We start from the raw sequence: 12,928 nt of genomic DNA on the forward strand, positions 1-12,928 counted from the left end.
CGGCCTCCACCTTGCGGCGTACGCGCGCGAGGCGGGGATCGGTCCTCCGGGTGACCCTCTCGCCGGTCCTCTTTCCCTACGCTGGGTCACGTGCAGCGCCTTTACGACTTCCTCGGCAGGCACCCGATGTGGGTCGACGGCTTCTGGGCCGTCGTCCTGTTCGGGCTGTCCTGCGCGAGCGCGGTCAGCCTCACCGGCGCGCCGGACCACCGCGGGACGTTCGCCGGGACGCTGGCGGTGTCCGCCGTCCTGTGCGCGGCGGTCGCGCTGCGCCGCCGCGTGCCGGAGAAGACGGTGCTGCTGGCGGGGGCCGTGGGCGTGGTGCAGCTCGTCCTGGACGTCGAGACGACGGCCGCCGACTTCGCCATGCTCGTGATCGTCTACACGGCCGCCGCGATCGGCGCCCGCTGGGCGTCCCGGCTCGCCCTGGCCGGCGGGATGTGCGCGGCGCCGCTGGCGCAGATCCGCTGGCCGCAGCACGAGTCGAGCGTGCTCGGCGGCATCGCGATGGCGGTCTTCCAGACGGTGCCCTTCGTGCTCGCCTGGGTGCTGGGCGACTCCCTGCGCACCCGCCGCGCCTACTTCGCGCAACTGGAGGAGCGGGCCGCCCGCCTGGAGAAGGAGCGCGAGGCGCAGTCCAAGGTCGCGGTGGCCGCCGAACGGGCCCGGATCGCCCGCGAGCTGCACGACGTGGTGGCGCACAACGTGTCGGTGATGGTGGTGCAGGCCGACGGCGCCGCCTACGTGCTGGACGCCGCGCCCGACCAGGCGAAGCAGGCCCTGGAGACGATCTCCTCCACCGGACGGCAGGCCCTCGCCGAGATGCGCCGCCTGCTCGGCGTGCTGCGCACCGGGGAGCGCCAGGAGAGCGGCGAGTACGTGCCGCAGCCCGACGTGGAGCAGATCAAGGAGCTGGTCGAGCAGTGCCGGCGATCGGGCCTGCCGGTCGACTTCCGCGTCGAGGGCAGCCCGCGCCCGCTGCCCAGCGGCGTCGAGCTGACCGCGTACCGGATCGTGCAGGAGGCCCTGACCAACACCCGCAAGCACGGCGGGCCGAAGGCCGGGGCGAGCGTGCGGCTGGTCTACTTCGACGACGGCCTCGGCCTCCTCGTCGAGGACGACGGCAAGGGCGCCCCGCACGAGCTGTACGAGGAGGGCGGCGCCGACGGGCAGGGGCACGGCCTGATCGGCATGCGCGAACGCGTCGGCATGGTCGGCGGCACCCTGGACGCGGGGCCGCGCCCAGGGGGAGGCTTCCGCATCAGCGTCCTGTTGCCGCTCAAACCGGCGCACTGACGCCGACGCGCGCCCCCGCGCCGACGCCTTTCACCTCTCTGCCCTTTACCCGCCTGTCCTAGCCCTTGTCCCCGCCCGTGAGCCCTCGTCCCCGCCCGTGAGTCCTTGTCCCCACCCGTGCCCGGTCCCTCCGCGGCCGGGACCGAACGCCCGCAGAAGCCGAAACCGAACGCCGTAGAAGAGGAGCCCGATGGCGATCCGCGTGATGCTCGTCGACGACCAGGTGCTGCTGCGCACCGGATTCCGGATGGTGCTGGCCGCCCAGCCGGACATGGAGGTCGTCGCCGAGGCGGGCGACGGCGTCGAGGCCCTGCTGGAGCTGCGGTCGACCGAGGTCGACGTGGTCCTGATGGACGTGCGCATGCCCAAGCTGGACGGAGTGGAGACCACCCGGCGCATCTGCTCCGAGCCCGACCCGCCCAAGGTGCTCATCCTGACCACCTTCGACCTGGACGAGTACGCCTTCTCCGGGCTGAAGGCCGGCGCCTCCGGGTTCATGCTCAAGGACGTGCCGCCCGGCGACCTGCTCGCGGCGATCCGCGCCGTGCACAGCGGCGACGCCGTGGTCGCGCCGTCCACCACCCGCCGCCTGCTCGACCGGTTCGCGCCGATGCTGCCGGCCGGCGGCGGCCAGCCCCGGCACGCGGAGCTGAAACGCCTCACCGAACGCGAGCGCGAGGTCATGGTGCTGGTCGCGCAGGGGCTGTCGAACGGCGAGATCGCCGCCCGGCTGGTGCTGTCCGAGGCGACCGTGAAGACCCACGTGGGCCGCATCCTGACCAAGCTGGGCCTGCGCGACCGGGTGCAGGTGGTGGTGCTGGCCTACGAGACGGGGCTGGTCCGGGCGGGCGGACACGGCTGAGCGGTCGCGCGGCGGCAGCGGCCGGCGCCGGGCGCGTCCGTTCGGCCGGGGGACCGTCCGCGGTCCGGCGGGGGGCCGTTCGCGGTCCGACTGGGGGACCGTCCGCAGTGCGGCTGGGGGACCGTCCGCAGTGCGGCTGGGGGACCGTCCGCAGTGCGGCTGGGGGAACGTTCGCGGTCCGGCTGGGGGCGTCCTCAGCGCGGCTGGCGGTCCGGACGGCGGCTCAGCGCAGGATGCCCTCCAGGAAGTCGCTGCCCAGCCGGGCCACCGCCGTCACGTCTAGCTGGTGGTACACGTACCGGCCCCGGCGCCGCGCGGTCACCAGGTCCGCCTTCTTCAGCACGCTCAGGTGCCGGGATATCTCGGGCGCCGTCATCTCAAGCTCGAGGGCCAGCTCGCCGGTGGTGAACGCGCTGCGGGCCAGGCTGCGGCAGAGCCGCATGCGCACCGGGTGGGAGAGCGCGGTCATCCGCCGGGTCAGCCGCTCCACCGAGGGCGGGGCGGCCATCTCCGGCGAGCCGACCGGGTAGTGCAGCACCGGCGTCCAGCCGCGCCGCTGAAGAACCATCAGGTGCGGCCAGCCCAGGCTCGTCGGCACGAGCAGCAGGCCGCCGCCCGCAGTGGCGCCCCGGCCCGCGCCGATCTTGTCCACGGTGATCGTCCCGGCCGCCTCGTCCAAGACCACCGCCGAGGACACCGCGGCCAAGGCCCCGGCCAGGCCCTTGCGGCGCAGCACCTCCGTCTTGTGCCGGGCGTCCGCCGCGAGCTGGCGGCGCAGCCGTGACCAGGCGTCCGCGAAGAACGCCTCGTCGCAGTCCTGGAGGAACTGCCGCAGCCAGGCCCGGATCCGGGGCGGTTCGTCCAGCAGCCGCTCGGTGAAGCGGAGCTGGTGCGGCCCGCGCGCGGCGGCCAGGTCCAGGGCGCGGCGGCGGATCACGGGGTCGTCGAGCGGGCCGCGGCCGGGGGCGCCGTAGTCCAGGGCGCAGGTGAACTCCAGGGCTGCTTCCGTGAACTGCTGGTCGGAGAGCTTGTCGAGCAGGTCCAGCTCACCGGCGAGGTCCTGGCCGGGCAGGGCGGTCCCGCCCGGGACGCCCGCGGCCGGCACGAACAGGTCGGAGGACGTCGTCCGCCACAGGAAGTCCGCCTCGCACATCCGGTCGGCCAGGTGCGGGTCGAGGCCGGCGGTCACGCCCGTGACCCAGCTCTGGAGGCCCGGGTGGTGCCCCGGCTCGGACAGTGCGTGCAGCGCCATGCCCAGCTCGGCCAGCGGCGACGGCACGACGGCGATCCGCTCCGGACGCAGCCCCGCGATGTCGATGTGCACGCTCATGCCCCCATGGTGCACGCCGCCACTGACAGCGAGGCCCCCGATTGACGGCGGCGGTCAATCGACGGGACTTCGCCCGCCGACCGGCGCAGCCTGGGTCATCGCCGGGACAGCCGCGGCGCCCGGCCGCTCCGGGTCCCAGAACCCGGGACCCGAGAACCCGGGACCCCCGGACCCCGGGACCCCCGGGACCCCGAGACCCCGAGACCCCGAGACCCCGAGACCCCGAGAAGGGATACGCCATGAGCATCACTGAGCAGTACTTCCTCGACATGCTCCGAGCCCGCCAGCGCGGAGAGCCCTCCCCGCCGCTTCCGGGCCGCCACGACCTCCAGGTCCTGCGCGAGCTGCGCGCGTCACGCGAGCCGCGCGGACGCCGGTTCCGGTTCCGGTTCCGGACGGCACGGGCGGCCCGCCCGGCACGCGGCCGCCTCGGCCGTCTCCTCGGCGAGCGGCTGCGCGGGAGCGCGCGCTCGGCGTGCTGACCGAGCGGTCTGCGAGCTGCACGGTCGTGAGCCCTACGGCCTGCGAGCCGCCCGGCCTGTGAGCCGTACGTTGGGCAAGCCGTGCGCGGCCTATGAGCCGTACGTCTGTGAGCCGCACGGTCGCGAGCCCTAGGGTTCGAGGCCGTGCGAGTCTTCGGGCCGCATGGCTCTGTGAGCCGCCCGCTTTTGCGACCGCACGGCGCGGCGACCCAAACGGCCTGGGCGACCCACCGGGCCTGGCGACCCTACGGCCCCCCTACCGCCACCGCCCGCTGGGCCGCCGCCCTGCCCGCCTAGGCACCCGCCTGCCTCGGCCGCTGCCCCGCCCGCCTCGGCCCCCGTGCCGCGCGCCCAGGGCGCTGTCCCGCGCAGCCGGTCGCCCCGCGCCGGGGCGAGGTCAGCCCCGCACTCTGGCGGTGAACTCCCTGACCGCGTCGCGCACGTCGGCCGGCGTCCAGTGCAGGGCGGCGGCGCGTACGGAGACCTCGGCGGACGCCAGGGCGGGGCCCCGTGACGTCCAGGCGTCCGCGAAGAGCATCCGCCCGGTCTCCTCGGCGGCGTGGATCGCGGCCTCCATGAGCGCCTCGGCGTCGTAGGGCAGCCACACCTGGAACTCGTGGGTGTGCGGCGGGTCCGGGTGCACCCGCGCCCACGGCGTCCCGGCCGCCGCGAAGCCCTCGCGCAGCGCGTCGGCCACCACGCGCGCGTGGCGCACGTAGTCGGGCAGGCGGGGCAGTTCCCGCTCCAGTCCGGCGAGTGCGGTGAGGGCGGTGGGGAACTGCTGGAAGACCGCGCCCCCGTACCGGTGGCGCCAGGTCTTCGCCTCCTCCACCAGCTCCCTGGGCCCGGCGAGCGCCGCGCCGCCGTACGCGCCGAGGGACTTGTACAGCGAGACGTAGACGCTGTCGGCCAGGTCCGCGATCTCCGGCAGGGCGCGGTCGAAGTGCACGGTGGACTCCCACAGGCGCGCGCCGTCGAAGTGCACCACCGCGTCGCGGTCGCGCGCCGCCGCGACGACCTCGGTCAGCTCGTCCCACGAAGGCAGGACGAACCCGGCGTCCCGCAGCGGGAGTTCGAGCATCAGCGTGCCGAAGGGCTCCCCCAGGTCGCGCACCTCGGCGGCGGTCGGCTGCCGGGGCTCGGTCGTCACCCATACCGGGCGCAGGCCGCTGACCTGGCTGAGCGCGTGCCGCTCGTGCACCTCGGGGTGGGAAAGGGCGTGCAGGGCGACGGCCCGGTCGCCGGTGCGGGCCGCCCAGCAGCGCAGGGCGACCTGCTGCGCCATGGTGCCGGTCGGGAAGAAGGCGGCGGCCTCCTTGCCGAGCAGGCCGGCGATCCGCCGCTCCAGGGCCTCGACGACGCCGTCGCCGTAGGCGTCCGACCGCTCGTCGAGGTCGTACACGTCCTCGGCCGCCTTCAGCGCCGCCAGCCCTTCCCGCAGGGTGCCGCGGAAGCCGGGGCGCGCGAGCACGTGCTCCGCGCTCCGGTACGCGCTCATGCGCCGTTCACGAAGCCGCTCGCGGCGTTCCTCGTGCGGGACCGCCGTCCCGGCCCGGCCTCGCTCCTCGTCCGGGACCGCCCCGCTCTCGCCGGCCGGCTCCGTCTGCTGCGCCGTATCGCTCATGCCCGCGATCATGCCGCGCGCGGACGCCGGTGGACAGCCCCACATCGCCCGGCCGCACCGGGCGCCGTCCCCCGCCTGTGGACAACGCCGTCCCCCGCCCGTGGACGGCGCCGGGCGCGGTCTGTGGACGGCGAAGCTTCCCGGGGACCTATAGCGTTAACATGACGAGAAATCGTCCGGTACCCCGAGCGGACTGGAACGGGAAGGCCGCCGTCGCGTGAGTACAAGCCAACAGCCAGACCCCAGGGACCGCCCCGCGCGGCTCGCCGTCGGCGTCGTCGGCGCCGGCCGGGTGGGCCCCGCGCTCGCCGCGTCCCTGCGGCTCGCCGGCCACCGGCCGGTGGCCGTCTCCGGGGTCTCCGACGCCTCCCAGAGGCGCGCCGAGCAGATGCTCCCCGGCGTCCCCCTGGTGTCGCCCGCGGAGGTGCTGCGGCGCTCCGAGCTGGTCCTGCTGACCGTCCCCGACGACGCCCTGGCCGGGCTGGTCACGGGCCTCGCCGAGACCGGCGCCGTGCGGCCCGGCCAGCTCCTCGTGCATACCTCCGGACGGTACGGCGCGAAGGTGCTGGACCCCGCCCTGCGCGCGGGCGCGCTGCCGTTGGCCCTGCACCCGGCGATGACCTTCACCGGGACCCCGGTGGACGTGCAGCGGCTGGCCGGATGCTCGTTCGGCGTCACCGCCCCCGAGGAGCTGCGGCTGGCCGCCGAGGCCCTGGTCATCGAGATGGGCGGCGAGCCGGAGTGGATCGCTGAGGACATGCGCCCGCTCTACCACGCCGCCCTCGCTCTGGGCGCCAACCACCTGGTCACCCTGGTCGCCCAGGCCATGGAGCTGCTGAGCGAGTCCGGCGTGAGCGCGCCCGCCCGGATGCTCGGCCCGTTGCTGGGCGCCGCTCTGGACAACGCCCTGCGCTCCGGCGACGCCGCCCTGACCGGCCCCGTGGCGCGCGGCGACGCGGGCACGGTGGCCGCCCACGTCGCCGAGCTGCGCCGGCACGCCCCGCAGGCCGTCTCCGGGTACCTCGCGATGGCCCGCGCCACGGCGGACCGCGCGCTCGCGCACGGCCTGCTGAAGCCGGAGCTGGCCGAGGACCTGCTGGACGTCCTCGCCGAAGGCCCTGACGGCGCCGACGGCCCCCGCCGCGCTCCCGGAGGCCGCGACGGCCGCGGCCCTGACGTCGGCGGTGACGGCCGCGACGACGGCGGCGACCATGGCGACGACGCCGACGACCGCGACGACCGCGAAGACCGCGAAGACAGGGACGGCCGATGACCCGCGCGACAGGGCCCGGCCGCCGGATCGCGCCCGCGTCCCCGGGGCACTCGGCGGACCAGGCGGCGCCGCACCACGCAGGAGAGGGCTGCCCGACGACCCCGGCGCCCGAGAACGGAGACGCCCGATGACCACAGCCCTGCTGCGCACCGCCGACGAGCTGCACGCGCGCGAGCGGCGCGGCCGCCGTGCCGTCGTGATGACCATGGGCGCCCTGCACGAGGGCCACGCCACCCTGATCCGCGGCGCGCGCAGGATAGCCGGGAGCGACGGCGAGGTCGTCGTCACCGTCTTCGTCAACCCGCTCCAGTTCGGCGCGGGCGAGGACCTCGACCGCTACCCGCGCACCCTGGAGGCGGACCTCAAGGTCGCCGAGCAGGCGGGCGCCGACGTCGTGTTCGCGCCGTCGGCGCAGGAGGTCTACCCGGGCGGCGACCCCCAGGTCCGCATCGGCGCCGGGCCGATGGGCGAGCGCCTGGAGGGCGCCGCGCGGCCGGGCCACTTCGACGGCATGCTCACCGTCGTCGCCAAGCTGCTGCACCTGACCCGCCCCGACGCCGCCCTCTACGGCCAGAAGGACGCCCAGCAGCTCGCCCTGATCCGCCGCATGGTGCGCGATCTGAACTTCGGCGTGGAGATCGTCGCCGTGCCGACCGTGCGCGAGGACGACGGCCTGGCCCTGTCCAGCCGCAACCGCTACCTGTCCGCCGCGGAGCGGCACACCGCGCTCGCCCTGTCCCGCGCCCTGTTCGCCGGCCGCGACCGGCACGCCGCCCAGGAGGCGCTGCGCGCGCGGGCCCGCGAAGTGCCCTCCACGCGCGCGCGGGCCGAGGCCCTGAGCGCGATCGGGGAGTCCCGCGCCGCGGCCGACGCCGCCGCCGTCGCCCGCGCGACCCCCTGCGCCGCCGCCGTCCGGGCCGCGGGCCGGACGGTCCTGGACGAGGCCGCCCGCCTCGTCCCGCCGCTCGAACTCGACTACCTGGCCCTGGTCGACCCCTCCGACTTCACCGAGATCGGGGACGACTTCACCGGCGAGGCCGTCCTCGCCGTCGCCGCCCGGGTGGGCGCGACCCGGCTGATCGACAACCTGCCGCTCACTTTCGGCGCCCCTCTGGCGCCCGGAACCCAGGGAGCCGCCTCGTGACCGGCACAGGCGTACGACTGCACGCGCCCGAGCCCGGCTGGTCCGTCACCGCGGACGTCGTGGTCGTCGGCTCCGGCGTGGCCGGGCTGACCGCAGCCCTGCGCTGCGAGGCCGCCGGACTGCACACGGTCGTCGTCACCAAGGCCCGCCTGGACGACGGCTCCACCCGCTGGGCCCAGGGCGGCATCGCCGCCGCCCTCGGTGACGGCGACACCCCCGAACAGCACCTGGACGACACCCTGGTGGCCGGCGCCGGCCTGTGCGACGAGGAGGCCGTGCGGATCCTCGTCACCGAGGGACCCGGCGCCGTGCGGCGGCTGATCTCCACCGGCGCGCACTTCGACACCGACGCCGAGGGGGACATCCAGCTCACCCGGGAAGGCGGCCACCACCGCCGCCGGATCGCCCACGCGGGCGGCGACGCGACCGGCGCGGAGATCTCCCGCGCGCTGGTCGAGGCCGTCCGCGCGCGCGGGCTGCGCACCGTCGAGAACGCGCTCGTCCTGGACCTGCTCACGGACGCCGAGGGCCGTACCGCGGGCGTGAGCCTGCACGTCATGGGCGAGGGCCAGCACGACGGCGTGGGCGCCGTGCACGCGCCCGCCGTGGTGCTGGCGACCGGCGGCATGGGCCAGGTCTTCTCCGCGACCACCAACCCGCCGGTGTCCACCGGCGACGGCGTGGCGCTCGCGCTGCGCGCCGGGGCGGAGGTCTCCGACCTGGAGTTCGTCCAGTTCCATCCGACCGTGCTCTTCCTCGGCGCGGACGCCGAGGGCCAGCAGCCCCTGGTCTCGGAGGCGGTGCGCGGCGAGGGCGCCCACCTGGTCGACGCCGACGGCGTGCGCTTCATGGTGGGACAGCACGAGCTGGCCGAGCTGGCGCCCCGGGACATCGTCGCCAAGGGCATCACGCGGCGGATGCAGGAGCAGGGCGCCGAGCACATGTTCCTGGACGCCCGGCACTTCGGCGCCGCGATGTGGGAGCGCCGCTTCCCCACCATCCTGGCCGCCTGCCGCGCTCACGGCATCGACCCGGTCACCGAGCCGGTGCCGGTCGCCCCGGCCGCCCACTACGCCTCCGGGGGCGTGCGCGCCGACTCCCGCGGCCGGACCACCGTGCCGGGCCTGTACGCGTGCGGAGAGGTCGCCTGCACCGGCGTCCACGGCGCCAACCGGCTGGCCTCCAACTCCCTCCTGGAGGGCCTGGTCTACGCCGAGCGGATCGCCGCCGACATCGCCCGCGAGCGGGCGGCCGGCGCGCTGCCCGCGCGCGTGCCGCGGCCCCCGGCCGCCCACGGGGAGTCGCCAGCCCCGGCCGTGCATCCGCCGCTCGCCCCCGAGGCACGGTTCGCGATCCAGCGGATCATGACCGAGGGCGCGGGCGTGCTGCGCTCCGCCGCGTCCCTGGCCGAGGCCGCCGACCGGCTGGAGCGGCTTCAGACGCGGGCGCTGGACGCCCTCGACGACGGCCGCAAGGCCGCCGAGCCGGGCGTGGACGCCTGGGAGGCCGCCAACCTGCTGTGCGTGGCCCGCGTGCTGGTCGCCGCCGCGCGGATGCGCGAGGAGACCCGCGGCTGCCACTGGCGCGAGGACCGCGCCGAGCGCGACGACGCCCGCTGGCGGCGCCACATCGTCGTACGGCTCGACCCCGGTCCGCCGTCCGTCTTCGCACCGGTCGTGCGCACGACGGAATCCGCCCACTTCCCCCCGACCCGCCCCGAGGCGTCCGCGCCTCGCCGTCCCCAGGAGCAGTGACACACGTGAGCACCGACGACCTTCCCCTCGCCCCCTACGGCGGCTGCGGCGACGGCTGCGGCTGCGGCGCGGACCCGCACGACGAGCACGACGCGCACGGGGACTACGAGGGCCACGAGGAGCAGGAGTGCGGCCTCGACCCCGCGCTCGCCCAGCTCCTGGCCGACGCCGGACTCGACCCCCTGGAGGTCGAGGACGTCGCCTACCTGGCGATCCAGGAGGACCTGGACCACGGCGTGGACGTGACGACCGTGGCGACCATCCCCGAAGACGCCGTCGCCACCGGCGACTTCACCGCGCGGCAGGCCGGCGTGGCGGCCGGGCTCCGGGTCGCCGAGGCGGTCCTCTCCGTGGTCTGCACGGACGAGTTCGAGGTCGAGCGGCACGTCGAGGACGGCGACCGGGTCGAGGCCGGGCAGAAGCTGCTGTCGGTCACCACGCGCACGCGCGACCTGCTGACCGCCGAGCGCAGCGCGCTGAACCTGCTGTGCAGGATGTCCGGCATCGCGACCGCCGCGCGCGCCTGGGCGGACGTGCTGGAGGGCACCGGGACCAAGGTGCGCGACACCCGCAAGACGACGCCCGGCCTGCGCTCCCTGGAGAAGTTCGCCGTCCGCTGCGGCGGCGGCGTCAACCACCGCATGTCGCTGTCCGACGCGGCCCTGGTCAAGGACAACCACGTGATCGCCGCGGGCGGCGTGGCCCAGGCGTTCCAGGCCGTGCGGGAGGCCTTCCCGGAGCTGCCGATCGAGGTCGAGGTCGACACCTTGCACCAGTTGCGCGAGGCGGTGGACGCGGGCGCCGACCTGATCCTTTTGGACAACTTCACGCCCGGCGAGTGCGAGGAGGCCGTGTCGATCGTGCACGGCCGGGCGCTGCTCGAGGCGTCGGGGCGGCTCGCGCTGGACAACGCGCGGGAGTACGCCGAGACCGGCGTCGACTTCCTGGCCGTCGGCGCCCTCACCCACTCCTCGCCGATCCTGGACGTCGGCCTGGACCTGCGCGGGGCGGAGTAGGGACGCCATGCTCCTGACCATCGACGTGGGCAACACCCACACGGTCCTCGGCCTGTTCGACGGGGAGGACATCGTCGAGCACTGGCGGATCTCCACCGACGCCCGCCGCACGGCCGACGAACTGGCCGTGCTGCTGCGGGGCCTGATGGGCATGCACCCGCTGCTCGGCGACGACCTGAGCGACGGCGTGGACGGCATCGCGATCTGCGCCACCGTGCCCTCGGTGCTGCACGAGCTGCGCGAGGTGACGCGGCGCTACTACGGCGACGTGCCGGCCGTCCTGGTCGAGCCGGGCGTCAAGACGGGCGTGCCGATCCTGACCGACCACCCCAAGGAGGTCGGCGCGGACCGCATCGTCAACGCGGTCGCGGCCGTCGAGCTGTACGGCGGCCCGGCGGTGGTCGTGGACTTCGGCACCGCGACGACGTTCGACGCGGTCTCCGCGCGCGGGGAGTACGTCGGCGGCGTCATCGCCCCCGGCATCGAGATCTCCGTCGAGGCGCTCGGCGTCAAGGGCGCCCAGCTCCGCAAGATCGAGGTGGCCCGGCCGCGCAGCGTGATCGGCAAGAACACGGTCGAGGCCATGCAGGCGGGCATCGTCTACGGGTTCGCCGGGCAGGTCGACGGAGTGGTGAGCCGGATGGCCCGCGAGCTGGCCGACGACCCCGAGGACGTCACCGTGATCGCGACCGGCGGCCTGGCGCCGATGGTGCTCGGCGAGTCCGCGGCGATCGACGAGCACGAGCCCTGGCTGACGCTGATCGGCCTGCGCCTGGTCTACGAACGGAACATGGCGCGCAGGTGAGGCGGGACGCCGCGGCGTGCGCCTCCCTGTCGGCGCGAGTCGGGGCGGGGTGGGGCGGGGCGGCGGCGTAGGTCGGCGCGGTTCGGCGCCGATCGGGGCGGGCCGACGTGACCACGGGGCGCCCGTACGCCCCGGATGCCAGAGCGCGCCCGTACGCCCCGTCCGCCGGACCACGTCCTTACGCCACGGACGCGCCTTATGTCGAGTTTGTCTGATTAGCGCGTATGGTCGGCCCTATGCCCACGCCATACGGAACCCGCGGCGGCATGGCGTTCGGCGCGGAGGAGCTGCGTGTGCTCCGCCGCGCCCTCGCCGTCGCCCTCTGCCTGCGCCCCGCCCGCGTCGAGGACGTGCAGGACTGCCTGCGCCTGGCCGCATCGCTCGACGAGGCGATGCGCGAGGCGGCCCGGCTGCGCGCGTTCCTGCTGGCCGACCTCGCCCGCTACCGCGACGCGCTGCCCGGCACGGCCGCCGGTTACTGCGCGCTCCTGGACGAGGCCCTGGGCGCCGGTTACCTGCCGGGACCGGACGACCTCGCCGCGCTGGGCGCCCTGCGCGGCGCCCCGGCCGCCGCCGCCCTCCTGCGCCGCTGCCGGGAGCAGACGGCCCCCGCGACCGTCCCGGCCTCCCGCGGCCCCCTGCGCCCCCTCCCCGCGCTTCCAGGGGCCGTTCCCGCGCCTCTCGCGGCCGTCCTGGCGCCTGCGGCGTCCGTGCCGGGCTGTCGCGGCGCCGGAAAGGAGCCGCCCCGTAAGCCCGCCCCCGCGCCCAAGCCGGGCGAGCGCCCGACCCCCGACCGGCCCGCCCGGCCGTCCGGCCCGCAGGCCCCGCAGCCGCCCCGGCGCCCCGTGCCCACCCCGGGCGAGGTCTTCCCGCCTCGCCGGCCCTCCCCGCCCTCGCCGGACCCGGAGCAGCTCGCGGCCGTGTAGCCGCGCCGCGTGCCTCGCCACGACCACCCCGCCCCTGTTTGTCCCGTCGCCGTGGCTACTCTGGAGCCATGGAATACGTCTCCGCGCTTCTTCCGCCGGTCGTCATGGCCGCGTTCTTCATCGCACTGGTCAGAGTGATCGTGAAGACCCAGGGCGGGGCCGCCAAGGCCAAGGAGGACGCCGCCGTCGACGCCGCCCTGGAGCGCGCGCGGACCGCCCCGCCCGCGACCGGCGGCGCCCCCGCCGACGCCTGACCCGGCCGGATCAGGGCACAGCCCAGGCCGAAGAGCCTCGGAGAAGGCGTACGGCGGTGCGGCACGGACCGGAGCTCGAGCCGGACGAGGTCATCGGTGCTGCTGAGGAACGCCTTGAGCGGGCCAACGCCAACCGCCGAGCGAAGCTCACCCGCGTCCCCT

Annotated in this window: 12 protein-coding genes; 10 read left to right on the forward strand and 2 right to left on the reverse strand. The window is 75.7% G+C overall.

Annotation, left to right across the window (positions count from 1 at the left end; all coding sequences use genetic code 11):
* The first annotated feature begins 90 nt into the window (after nucleotides 1-90).
* On the forward strand, nucleotides 91-1,296 hold the full coding sequence (locus ABZ861_RS23480; protein WP_361633168.1) for a sensor histidine kinase: 1,206 nt from the start codon (nucleotides 91-93) through the stop codon (nucleotides 1,294-1,296).
* A gap of 190 nt (nucleotides 1,297-1,486) precedes the next feature.
* Nucleotides 1,487-2,158 (forward strand): response regulator transcription factor, encoded by a 672-nt coding sequence (locus ABZ861_RS23485; RefSeq protein WP_361633170.1) that lies wholly within the window; start codon nucleotides 1,487-1,489, stop codon nucleotides 2,156-2,158.
* Between the two features lie 223 nt (nucleotides 2,159-2,381).
* Here the strand turns inward: ABZ861_RS23485 and ABZ861_RS23490 are convergent, their stop codons facing one another.
* Complete coding sequence (locus ABZ861_RS23490; RefSeq protein WP_361633172.1) at nucleotides 2,382-3,488, reverse strand: DUF5937 family protein; 1,107 nt, start codon at nucleotides 3,486-3,488, stop codon at nucleotides 2,382-2,384.
* A 239-nt stretch (nucleotides 3,489-3,727) separates the two neighbouring features.
* Here ABZ861_RS23490 and ABZ861_RS23495 point away from each other — a divergent pair, with 239 nt between their 5' ends.
* Nucleotides 3,728-3,970 carry a hypothetical protein gene (locus ABZ861_RS23495; RefSeq protein WP_361633174.1) on the forward strand — a complete coding sequence of 81 codons (243 nt, stop codon included), beginning with the start codon at nucleotides 3,728-3,730 and terminating at the stop codon, nucleotides 3,968-3,970.
* Nucleotides 3,971-4,367: 397 nt separating this feature from the next.
* Here the strand turns inward: ABZ861_RS23495 and ABZ861_RS23500 are convergent, their stop codons facing one another.
* Nucleotides 4,368-5,606 carry an aminotransferase class I/II-fold pyridoxal phosphate-dependent enzyme gene (locus ABZ861_RS23500; RefSeq protein ID WP_361633176.1) on the reverse strand — a complete coding sequence of 413 codons (1,239 nt, stop codon included), beginning with the start codon at nucleotides 5,604-5,606 and terminating at the stop codon, nucleotides 4,368-4,370.
* A gap of 205 nt (nucleotides 5,607-5,811) precedes the next feature.
* On the opposite strand from ABZ861_RS23500, the gene ABZ861_RS23505 reads away from it, so the two are divergent.
* The 7 genes from ABZ861_RS23505 to ABZ861_RS23535 all read left to right on the forward strand — a co-directional run bounded on the left by ABZ861_RS23505 (nucleotide 5,812) and on the right by ABZ861_RS23535 (nucleotide 12,766).
* Nucleotides 5,812-6,867, forward strand: a complete 1,056-nt coding sequence (locus ABZ861_RS23505; RefSeq protein ID WP_361633178.1) for a DUF2520 domain-containing protein — start codon at nucleotides 5,812-5,814, stop codon at nucleotides 6,865-6,867.
* Between the two features lie 127 nt (nucleotides 6,868-6,994).
* Complete coding sequence (gene panC, locus ABZ861_RS23510; protein WP_361633180.1) at nucleotides 6,995-8,011, forward strand: pantoate--beta-alanine ligase; 1,017 nt, start codon at nucleotides 6,995-6,997, stop codon at nucleotides 8,009-8,011.
* A complete protein-coding gene (locus tag ABZ861_RS23515; protein ID WP_361633182.1) occupies nucleotides 8,008-9,765 on the forward strand; it encodes an L-aspartate oxidase in 1,758 nt (585 codons plus the stop codon). Before panC ends, ABZ861_RS23515 begins: the two co-directional genes overlap by 4 nt.
* Nucleotides 9,766-9,770: 5 nt before the next feature.
* Entirely contained in the window at nucleotides 9,771-10,781 is a 1,011-nt protein-coding gene (gene nadC, locus ABZ861_RS23520) for a carboxylating nicotinate-nucleotide diphosphorylase (RefSeq protein WP_361633184.1), read from the forward strand.
* Nucleotides 10,782-10,788: 7 nt separating this feature from the next.
* Entirely contained in the window at nucleotides 10,789-11,586 is a 798-nt protein-coding gene (locus ABZ861_RS23525; protein WP_361633186.1) for a type III pantothenate kinase, read from the forward strand.
* A gap of 236 nt (nucleotides 11,587-11,822) precedes the next feature.
* Complete coding sequence (locus ABZ861_RS23530; protein WP_361633188.1) at nucleotides 11,823-12,512, forward strand: hypothetical protein; 690 nt, start codon at nucleotides 11,823-11,825, stop codon at nucleotides 12,510-12,512.
* A gap of 68 nt (nucleotides 12,513-12,580) precedes the next feature.
* A complete protein-coding gene (locus tag ABZ861_RS23535) occupies nucleotides 12,581-12,766 on the forward strand; it encodes a hypothetical protein (RefSeq protein ID WP_361633189.1) in 186 nt (61 codons plus the stop codon).
* The last annotated feature ends 162 nt before the right edge of the window (nucleotides 12,767-12,928 follow it).

It is taken from the genome of Streptomyces sp. NPDC046985, from assembly GCF_040644415.1.
Taxonomy (GTDB): Bacteria; Actinomycetota; Actinomycetes; order Streptomycetales; family Streptomycetaceae; genus Streptomyces.